Annotated in this window: 23 protein-coding genes and 1 riboswitch; of the genes, 15 read left to right on the top strand and 8 right to left on the bottom strand. The window is 50.8% G+C overall.

Features of this window, described 5'->3' with window-relative positions; all coding sequences use genetic code 11:
• Nucleotides 1-45 precede the first annotated feature (45 nt).
• Entirely contained in the window at nt 46-888 is an 843-nt protein-coding gene (locus tag GYMC10_RS26970; RefSeq protein WP_015737417.1) for a MetQ/NlpA family ABC transporter substrate-binding protein, read from the top strand.
• Between the two features lie 206 nt (nt 889-1,094).
• Nucleotides 1,095-1,868 carry an SDR family oxidoreductase gene (locus GYMC10_RS26965; RefSeq protein WP_015737416.1) on the top strand — a complete coding sequence of 258 codons (774 nt, stop codon included), beginning with the start codon at nt 1,095-1,097 and terminating at the stop codon, nt 1,866-1,868.
• Between the two features lie 184 nt (nt 1,869-2,052).
• Here GYMC10_RS26965 and GYMC10_RS26960 read toward each other — a convergent pair whose 3' ends face one another.
• The gene (locus GYMC10_RS26960; protein WP_006212609.1) at nt 2,053-2,298 is read right to left on the bottom strand and encodes a NifU family protein; all 246 of its coding nucleotides are present in this window, start codon (nt 2,296-2,298) and stop codon (nt 2,053-2,055) included.
• Between the two features lie 82 nt (nt 2,299-2,380).
• Here GYMC10_RS26960 and GYMC10_RS26955 point away from each other — a divergent pair, with 82 nt between their 5' ends.
• On the top strand, nt 2,381-2,629 hold the full coding sequence (locus tag GYMC10_RS26955; protein ID WP_015737415.1) for a YuzB family protein: 249 nt from the start codon (nt 2,381-2,383) through the stop codon (nt 2,627-2,629).
• Nucleotides 2,630-2,694: 65 nt separating this feature from the next.
• Here GYMC10_RS26955 and GYMC10_RS26950 read toward each other — a convergent pair whose 3' ends face one another.
• Together GYMC10_RS26950 and mqnE are read right to left on the bottom strand one after the other, a co-directional pair.
• Nucleotides 2,695-3,753, bottom strand: coding sequence for an NAD(P)/FAD-dependent oxidoreductase (locus GYMC10_RS26950; protein WP_009592908.1), 1,059 nt, complete (start codon nt 3,751-3,753; stop codon nt 2,695-2,697).
• Between the two features lie 155 nt (nt 3,754-3,908).
• Entirely contained in the window at nt 3,909-5,015 is a 1,107-nt protein-coding gene (mqnE, locus tag GYMC10_RS26945) for an aminofutalosine synthase MqnE (RefSeq protein WP_009592862.1), read from the bottom strand.
• 392 nt (nt 5,016-5,407) lie between these two features.
• On the opposite strand from mqnE, the gene GYMC10_RS26940 reads away from it, so the two are divergent.
• Entirely contained in the window at nt 5,408-5,767 is a 360-nt protein-coding gene (locus GYMC10_RS26940; RefSeq protein WP_009592872.1) for a HesB/IscA family protein, read from the top strand.
• Between the two features lie 163 nt (nt 5,768-5,930).
• Here GYMC10_RS26940 and GYMC10_RS26935 read toward each other — a convergent pair whose 3' ends face one another.
• The gene (locus GYMC10_RS26935; RefSeq protein ID WP_009592898.1) at nt 5,931-6,140 is read right to left on the bottom strand and encodes a hypothetical protein; all 210 of its coding nucleotides are present in this window, start codon (nt 6,138-6,140) and stop codon (nt 5,931-5,933) included.
• Between the two features lie 222 nt (nt 6,141-6,362).
• Between GYMC10_RS26935 and GYMC10_RS26930 the strand changes: the two genes are divergently transcribed.
• Both GYMC10_RS26930 and GYMC10_RS26925 read left to right on the top strand, forming a co-directional pair.
• Nucleotides 6,363-7,025, top strand: a complete 663-nt coding sequence (locus GYMC10_RS26930; protein ID WP_015737414.1) for a YheC/YheD family protein — start codon at nt 6,363-6,365, stop codon at nt 7,023-7,025.
• A gap of 297 nt (nt 7,026-7,322) precedes the next feature.
• Nucleotides 7,323-7,466, top strand: coding sequence for a sporulation histidine kinase inhibitor Sda (locus GYMC10_RS26925; RefSeq protein WP_006212600.1), 144 nt, complete (start codon nt 7,323-7,325; stop codon nt 7,464-7,466).
• A 193-nt stretch (nt 7,467-7,659) separates the two neighbouring features.
• Here the strand turns inward: GYMC10_RS26925 and GYMC10_RS26920 are convergent, their stop codons facing one another.
• The gene (locus tag GYMC10_RS26920) at nt 7,660-8,661 is read right to left on the bottom strand and encodes an NAD(P)/FAD-dependent oxidoreductase (RefSeq protein ID WP_015737413.1); all 1,002 of its coding nucleotides are present in this window, start codon (nt 8,659-8,661) and stop codon (nt 7,660-7,662) included.
• Nucleotides 8,662-9,140: 479 nt separating this feature from the next.
• Between GYMC10_RS26920 and GYMC10_RS26910 the strand changes: the two genes are divergently transcribed.
• Together GYMC10_RS26910 and GYMC10_RS26905 are read left to right on the top strand one after the other, a co-directional pair.
• Nucleotides 9,141-10,334: an NAD(P)/FAD-dependent oxidoreductase gene (locus GYMC10_RS26910; protein ID WP_009592911.1), complete on the top strand. Its 1,194-nt coding sequence runs from the start codon at nt 9,141-9,143 to the stop codon at nt 10,332-10,334.
• Nucleotides 10,335-10,595, top strand: coding sequence for a hypothetical protein (locus tag GYMC10_RS26905; protein ID WP_009592851.1), 261 nt, complete (start codon nt 10,335-10,337; stop codon nt 10,593-10,595). It abuts the gene before it with no gap.
• A gap of 69 nt (nt 10,596-10,664) precedes the next feature.
• On the opposite strand, the gene hemQ is transcribed toward GYMC10_RS26905, so the two are convergent.
• Complete coding sequence (gene hemQ, locus GYMC10_RS26900; protein ID WP_015737412.1) at nt 10,665-11,414, bottom strand: hydrogen peroxide-dependent heme synthase; 750 nt, start codon at nt 11,412-11,414, stop codon at nt 10,665-10,667.
• A gap of 250 nt (nt 11,415-11,664) precedes the next feature.
• Here hemQ and GYMC10_RS26895 point away from each other — a divergent pair, with 250 nt between their 5' ends.
• From GYMC10_RS26895 to dnaI, 3 genes are all read left to right on the top strand, one after another.
• The gene (locus tag GYMC10_RS26895) at nt 11,665-11,964 is read left to right on the top strand and encodes a YuiB family protein (protein WP_015737411.1); all 300 of its coding nucleotides are present in this window, start codon (nt 11,665-11,667) and stop codon (nt 11,962-11,964) included.
• 200 nt (nt 11,965-12,164) lie between these two features.
• Nucleotides 12,165-13,670, top strand: coding sequence for a helicase DnaB (locus tag GYMC10_RS26890; protein WP_015737410.1), 1,506 nt, complete (start codon nt 12,165-12,167; stop codon nt 13,668-13,670).
• A 34-nt stretch (nt 13,671-13,704) separates the two neighbouring features.
• A complete protein-coding gene (dnaI, locus tag GYMC10_RS26885) occupies nt 13,705-14,658 on the top strand; it encodes a primosomal protein DnaI (RefSeq protein ID WP_009592849.1) in 954 nt (317 codons plus the stop codon).
• A 126-nt stretch (nt 14,659-14,784) separates the two neighbouring features.
• Here the strand turns inward: dnaI and GYMC10_RS32115 are convergent, their stop codons facing one another.
• The gene (locus GYMC10_RS32115) at nt 14,785-14,940 is read right to left on the bottom strand and encodes a hypothetical protein (RefSeq protein ID WP_006212594.1); all 156 of its coding nucleotides are present in this window, start codon (nt 14,938-14,940) and stop codon (nt 14,785-14,787) included.
• 251 nt (nt 14,941-15,191) lie between these two features.
• Between GYMC10_RS32115 and trxA the strand changes: the two genes are divergently transcribed.
• Complete coding sequence (gene trxA / locus GYMC10_RS26880) at nt 15,192-15,509, top strand: thioredoxin (RefSeq protein WP_009592891.1); 318 nt, start codon at nt 15,192-15,194, stop codon at nt 15,507-15,509.
• Between the two features lie 137 nt (nt 15,510-15,646).
• Complete coding sequence (gene uvrC / locus GYMC10_RS26875; RefSeq protein WP_015737409.1) at nt 15,647-17,650, top strand: excinuclease ABC subunit UvrC; 2,004 nt, start codon at nt 15,647-15,649, stop codon at nt 17,648-17,650.
• Here the strand turns inward: uvrC and GYMC10_RS26870 are convergent.
• Complete coding sequence (locus GYMC10_RS26870; RefSeq protein ID WP_015737408.1) at nt 17,622-19,310, bottom strand: CPBP family intramembrane glutamic endopeptidase; 1,689 nt, start codon at nt 19,308-19,310, stop codon at nt 17,622-17,624. The genes uvrC and GYMC10_RS26870 overlap by 29 nt on opposite strands.
• A gap of 290 nt (nt 19,311-19,600) precedes the next feature.
• Nucleotides 19,601-19,745: riboswitch (cyclic di-AMP (ydaO/yuaA leader) on the top strand.
• A gap of 63 nt (nt 19,746-19,808) precedes the next feature.
• Here GYMC10_RS26870 and GYMC10_RS26865 point away from each other — a divergent pair.
• Nucleotides 19,809-21,149 (top strand): TrkH family potassium uptake protein, encoded by a 1,341-nt coding sequence (locus tag GYMC10_RS26865; RefSeq protein WP_015737407.1) that lies wholly within the window; start codon nt 19,809-19,811, stop codon nt 21,147-21,149.
• A gap of 16 nt (nt 21,150-21,165) precedes the next feature.
• Nucleotides 21,166-21,840: a potassium channel family protein gene (locus GYMC10_RS26860; protein ID WP_009592874.1), complete on the top strand. Its 675-nt coding sequence runs from the start codon at nt 21,166-21,168 to the stop codon at nt 21,838-21,840.
• The last annotated feature ends 32 nt before the right edge of the window (nt 21,841-21,872 follow it).

The following is a 21,872-nucleotide window of genomic DNA, read 5'->3' as shown; positions in this document are numbered from 1 at the left end:
AAGACAATATATAAATAATATATTTTTCGGAGGGAGAGTTTTAGAATGAAAAAATGGACATTGGCATTGATCAGCTTGACCTTGGTTACGTTGCTGGCTGCATGCGGCAGCAAGCCTGCGGATAACGCATCCGAGCCAGGGGGAACAACGGGAGGCGGCGGTCAAGAGACCGTGACCTTGAAAGTAGGGGCTTCGCCATCACCGCATGCCAAGATTCTCGAGCATATCAAGCCTGCGCTTGAAAAAGAGGGCGTAAACCTGGAAATCGTAGAATTCACGGATTATGTGCTGCCGAATACGCAAGTGGATTCCAAAGAAATCGACGCGAATTTCTTCCAGCACAAGCCTTACCTGGATAACGAAATCAAAGAGCGCAAGCTGGACCTGGAGTCCGTGATCGCCGTGCACGTGGAGCCGCTGGGTGCGTACTCCAAAACCATTACATCTGTGGATGAGCTGAAGGATGGAGCGGTTGTAGCCATTCCGAATGATCCTTCTAATGCTGGCCGAGCATTGACGCTGCTGTCCAAGAACGGCGTGATTAAGCTGAACGACGAAAGCAAGCTGGAAGCAACCGCCAAGGATATCGTAGAAAATCCGAAGAACCTGGAGTTCAAGGAAGTTGAAGCCGCCATGCTGCCTCGTATGCTGGATGAGCTGGATCTGGCTGTCATCAACACGAACTACGCGCTGGAAGCGGGACTGGACCCAACGAAGGACGCGCTCTTCATCGAAGACAAGGACAATCCTTATGCCAACCTGCTGGTAGCCCGTCCGGACAACAAGGACTCCGACGCCATCCAAAAACTGGCGAAGGCGCTGACTTCCGAGGACGTGAAAACTTTCATTGAAGAAGAGTACAAAGGTGCCGTCATCCCGGCATTCTAATTCAGCAGTAAAGCTCGATATGCTGTATATGAATTCATCGTATATGTAAAGAAAGGGCATTATCCAAGAGACCCATCGGTCTTTGCGGATAGGCCCTTTTTTCTTTCTTTTTCTGTCGAAGGGCCATTCCTGGTCGGAAGCAAGTTGTTCGGCCTTATCAAATCTTTTATACTGAAGGAAGGATATCCATCTGAGGAGGGAAAGCCTTGAAGGGAAAAGTGGCGCTGATTACAGGCAGTGCGACAGGTTTGGGGAAAATGACGGCACTGTCGTTAGCCCGGCAGGGATGTCATATAGCCATAAATTATGTAAACAGCAAGGATGAAGCGGAGGCGCTTTCCCGTGAAATCGAGGGGTTTGGCGTGAAATCCATCGCGATTAAAGCCGATATCGCCAGCGAGCCTGAGCTGTATTCATTGGTGGATCAGACGGAGGAGCGGCTGGGCAGCGTCGATATCCTGGTTAACAATGCAGGACCGTTCATTCGGGAACGCCGTCTGTTCTCGGAGTACAGCCGCGACGAAATCGTACATATGGTGAATGGCAATTTAACCGGCGTCATGCTGCTGGACCATCGCGTTCTGCCTGCCATGCGGGAGAAAAAATGGGGGCGCATCATCCACTTTGGTTTCGGGCATGCCGGTGAAGCCCGCGCATGGCCTCAACGCTCCGCCTACGCGGCTGCGAAAGTGGGCCTGGTCTCCTTTACGAAGACGCTGGCCGTGGAAGAAGGGCCGTATGGGATCACCGTGAATATGATCTGTCCGGGGGATATCCGCGGGGCCAACAAAGAGAAAACCATCGATGAAGTATCCGGCATTCAGGACGGGTTGACTCCTCGTGGACGATCGGGCAGCGGCGAGGACGTTGCCAGGGTGATCGAATATTTATGCCTGGATAAATCGGATTTCATTACCGGCAATATTATGGATATATCCGGCGGGCTGGACCCGATTCGCCCGTTAATCAAGCCGGAATAAAACATCCCCACAAAGTGGAGTCTATGCTTCGATGCTTATTCCCAATACTTTGCGGAGACCCATAACATATAAATGCGACTCAAGAATTGCTAACGCTTCGCTGAAAACTTATACCTTCTTTAATCTCAAAAAAAGAGTCTTGGTCCCGCGAGGGAAACCAAGACTCTTTATAGTTAAAGAAGATTTAGAATACTTGAACTACTTCTTGGATGCCTTCTACTTCTTCAACCAGGGCGCGCTCGATCCCTGCTTTCAGAGTAATGGTGGAGCTTGGGCAGCTACCGCATGCACCCATCAATTTCAGCTTAACGATGCCGTCTTCAACGTCAACCAGTTCCACGTCACCGCCGTCGCGCTGCAGGAACGGACGAAGTTTATCAAGCACTTCAGCCACTTCATCATATACAGTGGTTTGCGTGTTTTCACTCATCTTGTTCAACTCCTTTCCTCCCTATATTATAGTACATAAACCGGCAAAATAAAATGCCAATCTTAAGGCAGGTCTAATAACAATGTCCATTATCATTGAGTTTTGCACAAGCAATTCCTATTTCGGCACGGATAAAGTGCTGCAGACGCTTGAAGGCAAGTACGATTGCCAAGTCATCGAATATGGCTGCCTGACCAGCTGCGGCCAGTGCTATTTGATGCCCTTCGCTTACGTGGATGGCGATTGGGTTGAAGCCCCTACGGCTGAAGAGCTGCTTGAGGTTGTCATCCGCAAGCTCGAAAGCTTTCGGGACGGCGGAGAGGAAAGCTGACTTTCCGATCTCCTCCACTGTCGTCCCCCTCCACAGGAGCATCATAAGCGCCCATAACCGTCCGACTAGTAATGACGCTTGGATTTCCAGAGCACGCCGCTCTTTAATATCCTTGGTACCCGGCCCATGACCGACGTGCTGCCCATGAGTCCAAAGCCCGCATGTTTGCCGAGGGAACCCAGCGTTCCCTTCAGCTTCAGCGGAGATACCTTAGGCGTATCGTCGCGCCATAAAGCTTTCATGACATGTCCCACTTGCTCGGCCTGAGCCCCTGCCGCTTGCGCGCTCGGGACGAAGGGGAGGCTGGCGCAGTCGCCGATCACATATACCTCGGGATGGGACGGAACCTGGTACCATTCGTTCAGCAGAATGCGTCCGCTGCGGTCTTTTGGCAGATCCAGATCCTGCACGACCTTTACGGGCTGAATGCCGGCCGTCCATACCGCCAGATCGGTTGCGATCGGCACATCCAGATTGTACACGGCGTCCTTCTCCACTCGGGATACGGATACGCCGCTGTGGATGTCCACGTGGTGCTCCTCAAACCAGCGATGAATATAAGCAGACAAACGGTTAGGAAAAGAAGAAAGCACCCGTTGTCCCCGGTCCAAAATGGCGATATTCAGGTCAGGCCGGCTTTCCCGAAGATCGGCAGCGAGCTCGATGCCGCTTAAGCCTCCGCCAATGATATGAACTTGACCATATGGTCTGAGGTTGTTCAGGTTCAAATAGGTTTCCCGGGATGCCGCAAAAGATTGCAGGCTGAACGTGAATTCTTCAGCGCCCGGTACCCCATGATAACGGTCCGTACATCCCAGGGCAATGGCCAGCTGATCGTATTCCACCGGATCGTTGTTCGTCAGGTTCACAAGCTTCTTCTCAAGATCAATGGATAGGACTTCACCGTATACAACATGGAGGCGGTCATACACCGGGAATTTAACACGAACAGCGGTATCGGCCACGGTACCTGCTGCCAGCGCGTAATATTCGGTTTTGAGTCCTTGGTACGGCATGCGGTCGATGAGCACGACCTCCACGTCCGGAGGAAGATAGCCGCTGAACAATTCTTGAATTAGGGCAAGACCACCATAGCCTCCGCCGAGAATGACGAGCTTTTTCATAAATTTCTTCCTTTCTCAAGAGATAAGAAGGTGAGCGCCGATTCGCAAGAAAAACGCCGCTGAAAGCGGCTTAGGTTACCCACGCTATATTATCTCTTTAACCTGTTTTCCGTTTTTTGGAACGTCTGCTTTGCTTGCGTCTTTGCTGGTATGACTTATTCGTAAACCTTGATCTCGTTATAGAAGGTATCGCGTTCGACCGGAATGCGGCCGGCGCCTTGGATGAGCCACACAAGCTCTTTGCGGGTCAGCCCTTCTGGCGTCAGCGCTCCTGCGGCATGGCTGATGCGTTCCTTCAGGATCGTGCCATGGACGTCCGATGCGCCGAAGCTGAGAGCGACCTGCGTCAATTGCGGCCCGATATTAATGAAGTAAGCCTTGATGTGGTCGATATTATCCAGCATCAATCGGCTGATGGCAATGGTTTTCAAATCTTCGTAAGCCGAATTGCGGCGCATGATGCCCGCATTCTTATTCTTCGGCTGCATGGACAGCGGAATGAATACCATGAATCCGTTCGTTTCATCTTGAAGATCCCGAATTTGCAGCATATGGCGGATCCGGTCCTCATGGCTCTCGATCGAGCCGTACAGCATGGTCGTGTGCGTCTTCATGCCGAGCTTATGCGCGGTACGATGAACGTCGAGGTATTGATCCACGTTGGCTTTATCCACTTTCATCTTCTGACGGTACTGGTCAGACAAGATTTCGGCTCCGCCGCCCGTCAAGGATTGAAGACCAGCCTTCTGCAGCTCCTGCAGCACTTCCTTCGTGCTGAGTCCGCTGATGCGGGTGAAGAATTCGATCTCCGCCGCGGTATAGGCTTTCAGGGTAACTTCAGGGAAACGTTCCTTCAATGCCTTCAGCGAATCTACATAGTACTGGAACGGGACATGGTTATTATGTCCGCCAACGATATGAAATTCACGGATGCCGGGGTGAATATGCTGTTCCACATACTCGATCATTTCCGCGCCGGAGAGGGTATAGGAGCCTTCCTCGCCTTGGTCTTTCCGGAAATTGCAAAAAGCGCAGCGGGATTCGCATACATTGGTAAAATAGAGACTCATGTTCTCAATGAAGTAAACTTTTTTCCCGTTCTTGCGCAAATTGGCTTCATTAGCCAGCTGCCCGAGGGTCAGCAGGTCATCGGTTTGATACAAATACACACCGTCTTCAAGATTCAGGCGTTCGCCGCGTTGGACTTTCGCAACGATCTCGGCCATTCTCTGATCGGTAAATGGTGTCACAATCGTGGACATGTTCAATCCTCCTGTTCACACTTTGATCTGCCGAATATTCGGCAGATCAAGTGATCATAAAGTGGATCACTCCCCGCGGGGAACGGTCCTTTTATAGTCGTGTAACAACGAAATCAATGAATGGGCTGAATAAATAAATAACTTTGTGAAAAAATATACAACTGTGGACCAGCCATAACCTTTGCCGCATTTTAGCCGGGGGATGTGACAATTATCCAACAGTTGCCGCCCATGTTCCTTCCCTATTATAAACCTGACCCCTCGGGGTAGCAATACATATAGAGGAATTGAAATAGGTTATTGACCATATGGTAAAATGGCCATCATCTCAACCTTGAGCGAATTCGCGAAGAGGAGTATACTTAAAGAATGAACGAAAAGGAGGGTGACCTATGATATCAATCAGCGAAACAGCTGCAGAACGTTTGAAAGAAATGCTTGCTGAACAGGAAACGCCCAATATGTTCCTTCGACTGGGTGTCACTGCCGGCGGATGCAGTGGTTTTTCATATGCAATGGGCTTCGACGATCAAGAAACGGAAGCGGACGTATATATGGACCTGCAGGATATGAAAGTCGTTGTCGAGAAGGACGATCTGAAATACCTGAACGGTCTCGAAATCGACTTCGAGGAATCCGGCATGACGGGCGGGTTCACCATCCACAACCCGAACGCGACCGTAACTTGCGGCTGCGGATCATCCTTCCGCACGGCAACGGATGCGGGCAAACCGAACGAAGAGCCTTGCTAAGCAGCGGGTTTTCGGGGAGTGAACTCTGAATCCAGCATATAAAAAGACCTCTGCGACCCTGTTGTCGCGGGGGTCCTTTTTTTGCTGCCGCCCATAAGAAAATGAAAAAATGCAGCGGACTCCCAAACGGGGCAGCTGCATTTTGTTGTTCTTCCTATCCGAATCAGACCGGGAAGAAGAAGGTATCGTTCAGCATCAGCACGATCATGCCGGCAGCTACGAGCGAGAACACGATGCAGCCGGCCCCGAGTCCGCGGCGCTTGTCTTTGATGAACTTGAAGCCCATGACAAAGATCAGAACGGTGATGGCTGCAAGGGCAACCGACATGCCGACAATGGCAATCCAGTACAAAACTTCAAACAATGCTGCCAAGGTGACAAAGCCTCCTTTATGGTTATCCATGGATGGATTTATTACGGACAAAGCTCTGCTCTTACTATACGATAGATCACCTCATTTGCAAAGGGAAGCTCGCTTCGCGGCCATGAATACGTCAAATTATTAGGCATAACGATCCCGGACAATCATCCAAGACAAAGTGCGGATAAGAGAATAGGATAACGTATGTCATGAATAAAAGGAGGCGAAAGCAGCATGGCGGGAAGACAATTGGCCAGCAAGTGGCTGAAGACGGAAGCGCTGCTGACCGATCCGCAGGTTGCTCCCTACATTCCGGCGACCCAGTCGTATGGAGGGGATACCCTGGTCTCAATGCTGGATGAACACGAAATGGTCGTGATCAAGCCGATTGTAGGCACCGGTGGTAACGGAGTCATCCGAATACAGAAAGACGGAACGGGATACTTGGTAACCCATAAGAGGCGTACTGTTCATGTAGATACATTGAATTCCCTGTTGCACGTATTGAACAGAATGAAACTGAAACGGCGCTACATGATACAACAGGGGATTCATCTGGCTAAAATTCAGGGACGTCCGCTGGATTACCGCGTCAAGGTAGTCAAGGAAAGAGGAAGATGGGAATTCCGGGCCATGCTAGGACGGCTCGCGAGTCCGGGGCTGTTTGTGACGAACATTTGCAAAGGGGGGACGCTGCTTCGTTGCCGCCATGCTCTGAGGCTGTCGCTGCCCCATATCAATGCCAGGGAGAAGCGTAATGAAATGCGCTACTTAACCAGACAGTGCATCACGATCCTGGAATCGCGCTTTCCCGGGATCGGGGAACTGGGATTCGATTACGGACTCGACGTCGAAGGAAAGATATGGATTTTGGAAGTAAATACAAGACCGAGCTGAATTTTTGTTTAATATTCCCAACAGAAGTCGTTTATATGATTTTTTAATAGGGTAATAAAAAAATAACCGTAATCTACCGATATAATAATTGATCAATTTTTTTTATGGTAGATTTACCCCATATCCTGTGTATAACATTTATCCCCATAATCCACTTTGATATGACCTTGTTTCTTACACTTACCAACAAATTATACACAGGATTTCCACAAGAGGTTGTGGATAAGCGAACAGTTGTTCCGTTTTCGCATGTCTGATATGATAGATTCAGGAAATATGAGGAAGGGGTGTGAGGGGATGGCTATGTTGACGGATGAGATGCTTCTCGATTCCTATCATATGGCTGTTGAATTGAAGTTGGAACGAGAGTTCATCACTCTACTGCTGGCCGAAATTCATAAACGGAACTTGGACACCGATTCCGGCAGCATCCTGCATTAATCAGATTTTCGTATATAGAATAGATAACTTACGACATGATACGCATATAATGTGGGAGCTTTCAACCAAGTTCTACATATGGTTTGAAGAAGAATTAGAAAAGGTATCTTCCGTTCTGAGCGGCGCATCGCCCTCTGGAACGTTAGATACCTTTTTTTCTGTATGTCGAAGTGTTAGGAAATTCCGAGTACCTCTACAATTTCATGTTGCTGCTGTGTCCCGGAGCCAATCTGGCTTCAGGATCAAAGTATACTTTGGCATTGTTGACGGCGGTTGGCGCTTCGCCGAATCCGACGGCAATGAGCTTGACCTTGCCAGGATAGGTCGTGATATCGCCCGCCGCAAAAATACCCGGGATGCTGGTTTCCATGCGGGAGTCCACGACGATGGAGTTGCTTTCGATGGCGATGCCCCACTCGGAGATCGGACCAAGGGAGGAAACGAAACCGAAATTGACAATGACATCGTCAACTTCAATCTCTTGCGTCTCTTTGGTCTTAATATGCGACAGCGTCACCTTCGTAATGGCATCTTCACCATGCAGTTCCGTGATTTCGGTTGGTGTCACGATGTTCACCTTCGAGGCCATCAGCTGCTCCACGCTATGCTCGTGGGCACGGAACTTGTCGCGGCGGTGAACCAGCGTAACCTGCTCGGCGATCGGTTCGATCATGAGCGCCCAGTCTACCGCGGAATCGCCGCCGCCGCTGATGAGAACCTTCTTGCCTTTAAAGCGGCTGAGATCGTTGACGAAATAATGAAGGTTCGCCTTCTCGTACTTCTCGGCACCTTCTATCTCCAGTCGGCGGGGTTGGAACGCCCCGACGCCGGCCGTAATGATGACGGCTTTGGCATGGTGTTCCCCCAGATTCGTTTTCACGACAAAATGGCGTTCTTCAAGCTTTTCCACAGCTTGGACTTTCTCTTCAAGACGGATGTCCGTTTTAAAGAGCTCCATTTGCGCGGACAGATTGTTCACAAGCTCCTGAGCGGTAACCTTTGGGAAGCCTGCTACGTCATAGATATATTTTTCGGGATACAGCGCAGCCAATTGGCCTCCGAGCTGGGGCATGCTCTCGATAAGTTTAACCGAGGCTTGGCGCATTCCGCCGTAAAAAGCGGCAAACATGCCTGCAGGTCCGCCACCGATAATCAAAAGATCCGTCATATTGTTGTCTTGTGGCATCGTTGTCATGCGGTAAGCACCTCCATAAAATGAGTTTATATTCGAATCAGACAGACGTTCTTGTCCGGATAAAGCTGATTCATGAATTCCTTACCTATTATAATCGTCCCGAACCGGCATGAAAAGACGAGAATTGAGTTAAAATACCTAACATTGGAATGGTTGCGCTTACTTAGCAAGCAGGGGGGGAAATGGCGGAATGATTTGCATATTTAATGGCAAAAAAATTCTTGATATTTGCATGGTTTATGCATATGATTAACGTGATAACTTGTGTTCATTGCAGGGTTCTCATATCGATTGGTTACGGCAGCAATCATAAGGAAACCGCAGGATTACAGCTGTTTTTGAACCGTAATGAACCATCAGGTCAAATGATGAAACGGGCTCTGATAAGGGCTCTTCTCTTTTTTTGGATGCAATTTCACAGAATGTTAACATGTGTACCATACTGTATATATAAAGAGTAAGCTGGAAGGAGCAGTAGAATGAGCAGCATACCGAAGATCGTAATCCTTGGCGCGGGTTACGGGGGCATATTGACAGCGCAGCGGCTGCAAAAAGAGCTGAATTATAATGAGGCCGATGTTACATTGGTGAATCGCCATGATTATCATTATATTACAACGCATTTGCATATGCCGGCAGCAGGAACCGACAGCATTGAGAATACCCGGGTATCCATATCCAAGTTGATAGACGAGTTCAAAATCGATTTGGTCAAATCCTCGGTTCAGGAAATCCGCCTTCACGATAAGAAGGTTATCCTTGAAGATGGAACGTTATCCTATGACTATCTTGTCATTGGACTCGGCGGCGAGCCGGAGACCTTCGGGATCCCGGGACTCGCAGAGCATGCGATGACGATCCGAAGCATCAACTCGGTACGATTGATTCGAGAGCATATTGAATATCAATTTGCTTTATATAAGAATGAACGCAGACCGCAAGAGCGCATCAACTTCGTGGTTGGCGGAGCCGGGTTCAGCGGCATCGAGTTTGTAGCCGAGCTGGCGGACCGCATTCCGAGACTGTGCAAGGAGTATGACGTCGATCCGACATTGGTGAACATTTATAACGTAGAAGCCGCGCCGTCGGCGCTGCCGGGGTTTGCCCCCGAGCTGGTGGAGTACGCCATGAACGTTCTCGAGAAGAAGGGCGTTACCTTCAAGATGGGCATTGCGATCAAGGAATGCCTGCCGGGCGGGGTCGTGCTGAACAACGGCGAAGAAATCCGGGCGGCAACGGTCGTATGGACCGGCGGCATCCGCGGGAACCGCCTGGTTGAGTCGGCCGGCTTCGAAACGATGAGGGGCCGCGTGAAAGTTGATGAATATTTACGCGCTCCGGGATACGAGAACATTTATATTATCGGCGATAACTCCCTCATTTTTAACGAAGAAGGCAGACCTTATCCGCCGACCGCCCAAATGGCGATGCAGCAGGGCGTATGTTGTGCCCAGAATATCGTTGCGGCGATCCGGGACAAGTCCATGCGCAAATTCGAGTTCCATAATAAAGGCACGGTCGCTTCCCTCGGCCGGGGCGAAGGCATTGCGGTTGTAGGGGATAAGAAATATCAGGGATGGAAAGCGGCCCAGCTGAAAAAATTGGTTGATCTTCGCTACCTCTTCATTATCGGAGGCATTCCGCTCGTCCTGAAAAAAGGCAGGTTCCTATAAATGAGACATTGCAGCGTTCAAGTACGGGGGCTGCTCACAAGAGATGAACTGGATCGCTACAACGCCCTGATGGAGGTCGGCTCCTACCTGGAGTCGCAAGAGCGGTACGATCTGGCTTATACCGTTCAGCAGGAAGTCGACATTCTCATTCTTCCTGCCATTGAGCGCCTCAAGGATAAAGGGCGGGCCCGGGACCGGGCCACCGCTGAATATCTTGAAACCTTGCGCAAGCAAGAGCAAGATGAGGAAGACGGCGAATAACAGAAGAAGGGATGCTCTCATTCGGAAGAGCATCCCTTTTTTTGATATGCCATTTATGTGCAGAAGGAATTATACCTTCATCAAGTCGGTGAAAGAAGCTTGGTCGAGCAGGTTGCCGACATAGAAAGGACCGAATTCGCCGAAGCGCGCGCTCACTTCGTCAAATCTCATTTCGTACACGAGCTTTTTGAATTGAAGCGCATCGTCGCTGAACAAGGTAACGCCCCATTCCCAATCGTCGAAGCCGACGGAACCGGTGATGATCTGCTTGACCTTGCCGGCATAACCGCGGCCGATCATTCCGTGGCTCTTCATCATGGATTTGCGGTCATCCATGCTCAGCATGTACCAGTTGTCCGCCAAATCCCTCTTTTTGTTCATCGGGTAGAAGCAGATATGCTTCGATTTTGGCAGGACCGGCTTCAAGCGGGCAATGACATGCGGGTTCTGCATCGGATCCTCATCGGAGGAGCCGGCCAAGTAATTGCTCAGCTCGACGATGCTGACATAGGAATAAGCCTTGGTGGTGAACTGGGCGAACGTCGTTTTGTTAAAAGCGTTCTCGATCGCGTTCAGCTCTTCCAGCGTCTCGCGCAAATGCATGAAAACAAAATCGGCTTTCTGGCCGACGATGGTATATACGGCGGTGCTGCCCTGCTTGGCGGTCTCGACGGCATCCCATTCCGCAAGGAACGCATTCAGCTCGTCCAGCGCAAATGCGCGTACTTCTTCGTCTGCAGCTTTCCAGGCCGGCCAATTGATGGTGCGGAAATCATGCAGCGCATACCAGCCCTCGAGCGTCATTGCAGCTTCGTTCATGTGATCACTCCTAAACATTATGTTCGTTATAATTGAAGCGGATGGCCGCTTGCATTAACTTCCTATATTGTACTGTAAGCGCAGTCGGAAGGGCAAACGCCGACACAATGTATTCACGATTGTTCGTTGATCTGTGACATGATTTTTAGTAAACTAGCTATTAGCTAAAGCTTGGTGTGCTGTTTCTTGCTGCAATAAAGTAGGATAGCTGCTATGCGTAGGTGATAAAGAAGAGGTGAAAACAGCGATCATGCTTCAATTTATTCCTGTGCTCGTGCTGATGATTTTGTTTTTTGTCATGATGTTCGGTATCGGTTTTATCCTAAATATGTTGATGAAGACGACCTGGTTTCCGTGCTTTCTGTTCGTGATTGTCATTCTGCCGGTCGTTGTATACAGCTTGTGGGATCGGGGCCAAATGTCGTTCTGGACTCACGTCGGATCGTTCCAGTTGGTGGATTACTTAACGGGAGTTGCGGGTCTGATCGGGGCTTACATGAGCGGATGGACCATTAAGACATTGCGTATTAAAGGGTTTAGAATGTTTTAATCGCGCTTGGCGCAAATTGAATGTAATGTTAATGGCGGCTCTTCGATACCTGGGGGCCGTCATTTATATTTATGGAAGCTCTGCCAAAAGGCAGATGCAAGAATTCCATAATTTTTGATGCGAAAGAACCGACTTCTGAGCATCGGATTTATGATAGAATAGAGGAAGTCTATTTTTGGGCGACAGGGGGAGCATAAACGATGCGCATGACTAATTTTTTACATTTTACAGAGAATCACCGTTACTGCGTATACCGTGACTTCTGCTTAAGCGGCCTGGACGACAAAATGCTTGGTTCGATATATCAACCGATGGTCGGCGCGTTTGCGGTCAGCTTGTACCGTCTTCTCGTATCGCATGTGCCGCTGGAGAAGGTGGGTTATTCGGCCATTGAACAGCAGCGAAGATTATTCTTGACATTAGGGCTTGAGCCCAGCGAAAAAGGACGCCGCTATCTCATTGAGCAAACCTCCAAGCTGGAAGCGGTAGGATTGCTGCAGACCAGCCGGATGTTCGTCCCGGAAACGGACGACCATGTCTATGAATATGAGCTGCAGGCGCCGCTCAGTCCGGCGGAGTTCTTCAATACCCAGCATCTGACGCTGCTGCTTCGCGACAAGGTGGGGAAATTCGCCGTCCTGTCGCTGAGGGAAGAGCTTTGGAGCAAGGAACCCCTGGAATGGTCCGGCATTTCCCTGAACAAGGAGAACATCTCGGTTCCCTTTTACGATATTTTCGAGTTGAACACGCATGTCATTGATTATGAACTGGAGCAGGCGCTGGAAGAGGTAGCGGTATCAAGGAAGTCGGTGCTGCCGCCGAATCCGCAGGGAGAAGGTCTGAACTACGCGGACATTATTCTGCGATTCCCGCGCGAATCCCGCAATCGCGTCTTTGTGGAGCGTCTTCGCTATGACCATGAACAGATGGGCATCGTGAATTACGTCGTACGCAAGTACGATCTCAGCACGCAGGATTTGTGCCGCCTGCTTGACGAGGACGGCATCTTTACCGAGCACGGCGAGGTTGTCCTGGACGATTTGCAGCACAAAGCCAGCCTTCACTTTAGGCAGGGAATGAAGATGCAGGAGAAGCGGCAGATTACGGCGGGCAAGGTGGTTGCCCTGCATCAGGAGATGACGGCCGATCCGGACGAGCCTGCGCAGGAGCATGCCGTACAGATGGAATATTATGTCGAGGTTCCGGCCCAGTTCCAATCCAAATGCGATATTCACCAATATAATATGATGCTTCGCAACGAGCCTTATACACGGCTCCTGCAGACGTTCTTCCCGGGCTCGGTTCCCGCGCAGTTTCTGGACATCTTCGAAAAGATTGACCTGAGCTACAAGCTGCCGGGCGAAGTCATCAACGTGCTCATTCATTATTTGATGTCGCTCATTGCCGCAGGCGGAGAGCAGCGGATCAACCGCAACTTTGTGGAAGCCATCGCTTCCAACATGCTGCTGAAGCAAGTAAACAGCTATGAGAAAGCCGTTCAGTATATACGGGATCAAGCCAAAATGAAAGGCAAGCAGAAGGCAGCCTCGCAGCGCACGCGTACATACGCTAAAGGCGGAAAGGCGAAGCCGGAAATTCCAGTGGCTTTGGAGACCGATCAGGCGGAGGCCGTATCGGATGAGGAGTTCGAAGAGATGATGCGGTTTGCGGCAGAAATGCAGGCTGGCAACAAGAAGGGCGGATAAGGAAAATCCCGCTTAAGAGAGGAGGGAACAGGTGATGGAGTCCCTTGGTGAACTGCTGGAAAGCATGAAAAGTACTGCGCTCCTGCGCAGAACCGAGCAGATTACGGAGGATTTGCTCAGGAATCCGCTGATTCAAGCACTGCGAAGCGAATATCCGGAGATCGATGACCGGGTCATACGATTGAATTTAAGCAAGCTGTATCAATATGCGGGAGACCAGGCCCACTGCCAGGCATGCCCGGGTCTGGACCGGTGTCCGAATGATTTCCAGGGACATTTCAGCAAGCTGGATATCCAGCGGATGAACGGCACGGTGGAGATCTATGAACGGAAGGCGCCGTGCTCCCTGCAGATTGCAAAAACCAATGAGGATCAGATCAAGAAGCGGATTCGCAGCTTTTATGTTGACGAGCATGCCTTGAGCGAAGGGTACGACAACATGGAGATTATGGCGAAGGACCGCTTGCGGGCACCTGCGGTGCACCAGGTCTTCAAATATATCCGGGATACGAAGGAGAACGGCTTGTCCCCGCGCGGCTTGTATCTGACCGGTTCGTTCGGTACCGGGAAAACGTACCTGATGGGCTACCTGATGCATGAGCTTGCCAAAGCGGGCCACTCCGGCGTGATCGTCTATATGCCCGATTTCGTGGAAGATCTGAAAACCATGATGCAGGACGGCCAGAAGCTGAAGGACATGGTCGAGACGATGAAGCATTGCGACCTGCTGATCTTTGACGACATTGGAGCGGAGAATTTGAATCCGTGGGTACGGGATCATGTCCTCGGCTCCATTCTGAATTTCAGGATGAACCGGCTGCCGACCTTTTATACGTCGAACTATCCGCTCGACGGGCTGGAGCAGCATCTCAGCTTCACGAGCAAGGACGGCGAGGAGCTTCACAAAGGGCAGCGGTTGATGAACCGGATCGCGCCTTTCGTGGATGTCGTTCATTTGTTCGGAGAGAACCAGAGAGGGAAGTTCTAGACGTTTGCAACGAGCACATGAACAGAGTGGACAAACGTCCCTTGAAGCGTAAAAAGTCTGATCCCGCTTGCGCATGGAGCGCGGCAGGATCAGACTTTTTATCTGTGCACAAGGAATCATCAAATATTAACCGACCAAGAACTTGATAATGACGAATCCGAAAAAGATGATGGTCATGAAACCGAACATCCCCACGAAGCCCATCATCAAATCGCCAAAGTCATTGCGTGGTTCTTCATTGATGTGCTCCCGTGGATCGTTAACGCGTACGTTTACATCCATGGTGCTTGCCTCCTCAAAAGGTGAACATGCCGTGCGAACGAAAAACTTGACAGTCACCCGACTTGTTACTAGTAGTATACCCAATGCGCAAATCATTTGTAAAGATTGCATAAAAATCCCGTGAAAACCTCTTTCTTTAGGTGAGTATATTTCACTTTTTCCGGCCGATTGTGGTATACTAAATTCGTCGACCCATTCGACAATTATGATTCGCACTTTACTCGATCTTATCCTGTGAGGAGGAGAATACAATGGCTATCGTCAATGTTACCGACCAAACCTTCGTCAATGAAGTAGAAGGACAAGGCACGGTTGTAGTTGATTTCTGGGCGCCATGGTGCGGCCCTTGTAAAATGCTTGCTCCGATTCTGGACGAATTGTCTTCAGAACTCGGCGATGATGTAAAAATTGCAAAGGTGAACGTGGATGAGAATCCGGAATCCGCAGCACGCTTCGGCGTCATGAGCATTCCGACCATGATCTTCTTTAAAGACGGCCAGCCTGTCGATAAAGTCGTAGGTCTGAACTCCAAAGAAGCCTTGAAGGGCATCATTGCAAAACATCAATAAGCAGGATTTGCCCATAGACTGCAATCCGCTTTCATACAGCGCCTTCGGTGTAACCCGGAGGCGCTTTGTGTGGTTCATTATCATGGTATATATTTATAACGTTAATATTATAAATCTCCTTGGAGAGGAGGAATAGCATGGACGATTCTGCCAAACGGCTTCAGGAGCAAGAGAAGGCGCAGGAGAATATTCGCCACAAGCTGGCATTGCTGCCGGATCAGCCGGGCTGCTACCTGATGAAGAACCATGAAGGCACGATTATTTACGTGGGCAAGGCCAAAGTGCTGAAGAACCGGGTGCGCTCGTATTTTACCGGGAGCCATAACGGGAAGACCCAGATGCTCGTTTCGGAAATCCGCGATTTCGAATACATCGTGACGGGCAGCAACATGGAAGCGTTAATTCTGGAGTGCAATCTGATCAAAACCCATCAGCCGAGATTCAATGTGCTGCTGAAGGACGATAAAACCTATCCCTACCTTAAAATAACGAATGAAGAGCATCCCCGCCTGGAAGTGACCAGAAGGGTGCTTAAAGATAAAGCCAAATACTTCGGTCCTTATCCGAACGCGTATGCGGCGCAGCAGACCAAAAAGCTACTGGACCGGATGTATCCACTGCGCAAATGCGGCGTTATGCCCAAAGAGGTCTGCTTGTATTACCATATGGGACAATGCTTGGCTCCATGCGTGAAGGAAGTGCCGAAATCCGCCTATGAACAGATTACAGGAGAGATTACTTCATTCCTGAGCGGCGGGCACGAAGAGATCAAGAAGGAACTGCAGCGAAAGATGCAGGAGGCCGCGGAGGATTTGTACTTCGAGCGTGCCAAGGAGCTGCGGGACCAAATCATCCATATCGATACCCTGATGGAGAAACAGAAGATCACGACAACGGATACCCGGGATCGCGACGTATTCGGTTATGCCGTGGACAAAGGCTGGATGTGCGTGCAGATTCTGTACATGCGCCAAGGCAAAATGGTGCAGCGCAACAAGTCCGTTTTTCCGTTCTACGGGGATGCGCACAGTGATTTCATGTCGTTCATAGCCCAGTATTACAGCGATAATCCCGCATTGCCGCAGGAAATTCTGCTGCCGGGGCCGCTGCTGGCAGAGGAGGCCGGCTCCGAGACGGCAACCGGAAGCGCCGGGGAACAAGGTGCCCGTAACGCAGGCGAAGCCGCGGAAACGGAGAAGAAGCTGACCACGGATATATCCGAAGAACAGCATGAAGTCCTTGTCCAAGCCCAGGCGGAGCAGGCGGAGGCCGCGGGTCTCGTGGATGCTGCCGGGGGCGCTGCTGCCTTGCAGGAATGGCTGGGCGTGAAGGTTCACGTGCCGCAGCGGGGCTTGAAGAAACAGATGGTCGGCATGGCGTCGGATAACGCGAAGGTGTCCCTGGACGAGAAATTCCGCTTGATTGAGCGCGATGAAGAACGGACCTCGGTTGCAGCGGCCAATCTGGGCGAGGTGATTGGCCTCCAGTCGCTTAACCGGATCGAGGCGTTTGATAACTCGAACATTCAGGGCTCCAACCCGGTATCGGCCATGGTGGTATTCACCAACGGAAAACCGGATAAGAAGGAATATCGCAAATATAAGATCCGTACCGTGCAGGGGCCGGACGATTACGATACGATGCGTGAAGTGATCCGGCGGCGGTATGAGCGTGTATTGAAGGAGAACCTGCCGCTTCCGGACCTCATTGTCGTCGATGGGGGGAAGGGACAGATCTCAGCAGCCATCGACGTGCTGGAGAATGAACTCGGGCTGTTCGTCCCGGTCTGCGGGCTTGTGAAGGATGCCAAGCATAAAACGGCGCAGCTGATGGTCGGAGATCCGCCGGAGCCGGTGTCGCTGCCTCGGGACAGTCAGGAGTTCTATTTGCTCCAGCGCATTCAGGATGAGGTTCACCGTTTCGCGATTTCCTTCCACCGCGAGCAGCGCGGGAAATCGATGGTGACGTCCAAGCTGGATTCGATTCCGGGCATCGGGGAGAAGCGCCGCAAAATGCTGTTGAAGCATTTTGGCTCGGTCAAAAAAATAAAAGAGGCTTCAGTCGAAGACTTCAAGCCCCTTTCCATCGGTGAAAAATTAGCAACGGATATTCTTAATGCACTTCGTGAGGAGGAGTCGTGACATACGGCTTCTCTTTTTTTGTCGGGTTGAAACGGTAAATCGCATAGGCGACAATCGCCGGAAGCACCATGTAAAAAGCGCCGGTCAGCAGGTTGGCGGCATCTTTGAGCATGATCAGGCTGATGCCCATCAGGATGCTGTTGAAGATGACATGGGAGAACATCGCAGCCAAATACCCGTATTTCAAAAAGATGTAGCTGAACAGCAAACCGATGATGACCAGCTCAATCGGCCGGGAGATCACGGGGTATATCGGATAGAGCGTATGTCCCAGCGCCCAGATGAGCGAGGTGATCAAGCTTGCGACAAAGGTATTGCGGACGATCTTTTTCACCATCTTGATGCCGAACAGCCGGTACACGGCCTCCTCGGATATGCCGGCCAGCCAGGCCATCAACGGAAACAGCCAAGGATACAGCATGTTGTAAGGCGATTGCGTCGCATCCGTGGTGGACCATGTATTCAGGGTCAGACCAAGACCGATAAAGATGACGGATTGGACGCCAAGCAGGATGAAGGCCCACATATACCCCAGCTTCATGCTGTCCAGCACGTAATGCCCGTATCCGGGTTCTTTGGCGCGCGGCCATGGATTGAGCCCGTCTTCTTTATGCCACAGCCCGCTGCCGCCGACAAGGGAGAAATAGAGCAGGGCGGAGAAGACGAGCGAATAGACGGCATAGAAAATCATCATCCCGAGCACGCCGGTTTGCGACATGCCTTCGGATTTGAAAACGGGAATCAGATTGTACGTATTCAGCATCTGAATGACGAACAGCAGCGCCGATAAGAACAGGCCGCGCTTAAACGAGGTGTAGGCCCTGGTCTTCACGCTGTACACAATCGCAAGAATGCCCAGGATTAGGGTGAACAGGCCGTACCCTGCGAGCGTCAGCAGGGTGGCATCCTGCGTCTGCTTGTTGACATAAGCAGAGTGGGCGGCTGGCACCGAGAAGGAGGGCTCATAAGAGCGCAATTTCCCCTGCTCGAAGGTGAAGCGGTGCTCCAGCCTGGAGTCCCCGATCCTGGATTCAGGGTCCACATATTTGAGACGGGGATCCCCCTCCTTCGTAACCAGCTCCAGATTCGACAGGTCATAACCCGCCCGCTGAAGCCATGGCTCCGCCAGCGCCTGCTTCTCGGCCAATGTCATGCCGTCCTCAACGACGAGCAGCATCTGCCTCTGAATCTCGCCCTTGTTTAGCTCGATCCGATCAAAGCTGGAACGGGCATAATCATACGAGAATCCGACGATGCCGGAATTTTGCATGTGAACGTCCACATTGAGGGCATCCCCTCCAGGCTCGCTGAAGCGAACGCGGTATACGTCATAGGGATATTTGGCTTCATAGGTTTTGTTATATTCCGAAAGTCTCTTCTCCTTCGCCAGATATCCGTAAAGTTCCGATTTGGATTGATATGTAACCAAGGTTTCGTCCGTGTCCGCAGCCGCAAACTGCAGATGCTCCTGAGCAAACCTTGAAGCTGCCTGCCGAGCCTGCTCCTTGGAAATGATATCCGGTGAGGCCATCTCGGTATCTTCCGGATTCGCCCACGGAAATACCTGAAATAATAGGAACAGAATCAGGCCGACTGCGGCAGGCGCGATGAGCTGCTTCAGATTGGGCTTCAGCTTCAAGGGCTCTCTTGCACGATTCATGAAATTCCTCCTCTAAGAAAGTTGATACTCCCACTGGTATTCGATATGCCTGATTAAGAACGCATAGAGTCAATATAACATAGTATGAAAGCCATAAGCAGCTTATCCCAATTATCGGAATATTGAAATAAATCGATGAAAATGAATGAAAGGTTTCGAAAACGTTAGAGAACCCTACGCTTGTATTCTTGAATATGCCCAATTCGCGCTCTTTTAAAGATATTTCGGGCGAAAAACAGCATTGGGTTACGTAACGGATTGAGTTATAATCACATCATGCTTGAAGGAACCGAATATTCCAGCCGAATTTCGTAATGAAAATGGGGGAACCATGTAATTGGGGTGAATTTCATTATTCCCGGAATAATGAATAGGGCGACCTGTGGAAATGCCCGAATCCGTCAGCTAACCTCGTAGGCTGTTGCACAGGAACCAGACCGAAAGGCACTGCGTTTTCCAGTGTCTTTTTTCGTTGATTTTTTTAAAGAAGGTGTCCGATTGAACGCTAAATTAAACTGGCTTACATTGTCTCCGCCCCAAATTCTCGTGCTTGGTTTTGCGGCCATCATCTTCATCGGGACCGGGCTGTTAATGCTGCCAATCTCGACGACGACGGGCGAACCGCTTGGATTTACTGACGCCTTGTTCACTTCGACCTCGGCAACGTGCGTAACGGGCCTGGTCGTAGTGGATACGGGAACGACATTCAGTTCCTTCGGAGAAGTCGTGATCATGCTGCTGATTCAAATCGGCGGGCTCGGATTCATGACGATGGCTACTTTATTCGCCTTGGTTCTGAAGAGACGCATATCGCTCAAAGACCGTCTAATCTTGCAGGAAGCGATGAATCAGTCCTCGATGGAAGGCATCGTAAGGCTGATACGCAGAGTATTGCTGTACTCGCTCGTCATCGAGGCCTGCGGCGCAGTCCTTTTATCGGTTCGTTGGGCGTTTGATATGCCGCTGGGCCGGGCGATCTATTACGGTGTTTTTCATGCGGTGACGATGTTTAACAACGCCGGCTTCGATTTGTTTGGCGATTTTCGGAGTTTGACCGGGTATGTATACGATCCGGTAGTCAACTTCGTTGTGATGTTCTTGATTGTTTCCGGGGGCATTGGATTTATTGTGCTGTCCGATCTGATCGATTATCGAAAACAGCGGAGGCTCTCCCTGCACTCCAAGGTGGTGCTCACGATGACGGCTGCCTTGCTTGCGGTCGGATTTATCGTCATTCTCATATTTGAATTTACCAATCCGAGAACGCTGGGTTCCCTGAACTGGGGCGGAAAATTCTTCGGCGCGTTATTCCAATCCGTAACGCCGCGTACGGCGGGCGCGAATACTATAGATATTACGGGGCTCAGACAGGCAACGCAATTTTTTATCGTCATCCTGATGTTTATCGGAGCATCTCCAGGGTCAACCGGCGGCGGCATCAAAACCACGACCTTTACCATTATGGTAGGGGCGGTCATTGCGATGATGCGCGGGCGGGAAGACATCGTTATGTTCCGTTATCGCCTGGCCCAGGAGCGGGTGCTGAAGGCACTGACCATTGCCTTGCTGGCCCTGCTGCTCGTTCTAACCGTCTCGATGATTCTGTCGACGACAGAGGAAGGGGACTTCCTGGAGATTCTATTCGAAACGACATCCGCCTTCGGTACGGTAGGTCTCTCCATGGGCTTAACGCCCGATTTGACCGTGTTCGGGAAGATCCTGATCAGCCTTACGATGTTTGCGGGTCGATTGGGGCCATTGACGCTTGCTTATGCATTGGGGCCGAAAAAGGGTAAAGAATTATATCGTCATCCGGAAGGCAAAATGATAATTGGATAAGGGGTATAGGAGAGACATGAAACCAAAGCAATTTGCAATCATCGGTTTGGGGCGATTTGGCGCCAGTCTGGCGCTGGAGCTGATGGAACAGGGATATGAGGTGCTCGGCATCGACCGGAACGAAGAGGTCGTCGAGGACATGAGCGAGCTGCTGACGCATACGGTGGTGGCGGACGCGACGGATGAGGAAGTGCTTAAATCGCTCGGCATCCGCAACTTCGACTGCGGGATCGTTGCGATCGGGAACGACATTCAGATGAGCATCCTCTCCGCCATCCTGTTGAAAGAGCTGGGTGTCGCGATGGTCGTTGCCAAGGCGATATCGGTGCTGCACGGCCGGGCGCTGGAGAAGCTTGGCGTGGACCGGGTCATCTTTCCCGAGCGGGATATGGGGATCCGGGTAGCGCACCAGCTCGTGACGCCGAACCTGCTTGATTATATCGAATTATCCAAGGATTATCTGATTGTGGAGATGACGGTCACGGACTGCATGGACGGAAAAACGCTGAGCGAGCTTAATACGAGGGTCCGGTACGGCGTCAGCGTGGTGGCGCTGAATAAACAGTCCGGCATTATCGTAGCTCCGACGGCCATGGACGTCGTGAACTCCGGCGACATTATGGTTGTGATCGGCTCCAATGACAATGTGGACCGCTTTGAGTCCGAAGTCGTGAATATGCTCGAAAAATAAATATAGTAGAAAAAAACTGACGATTGCGAAAT

This window comes from Paenibacillus sp. Y412MC10 (genome assembly GCF_000024685.1).
GTDB classification, from domain to species: Bacteria; Bacillota; Bacilli; order Paenibacillales; family Paenibacillaceae; genus Paenibacillus_AQ; species Paenibacillus_AQ lautus_A.
This window is presented reverse-complemented; position numbering and strand designations above follow the sequence as displayed.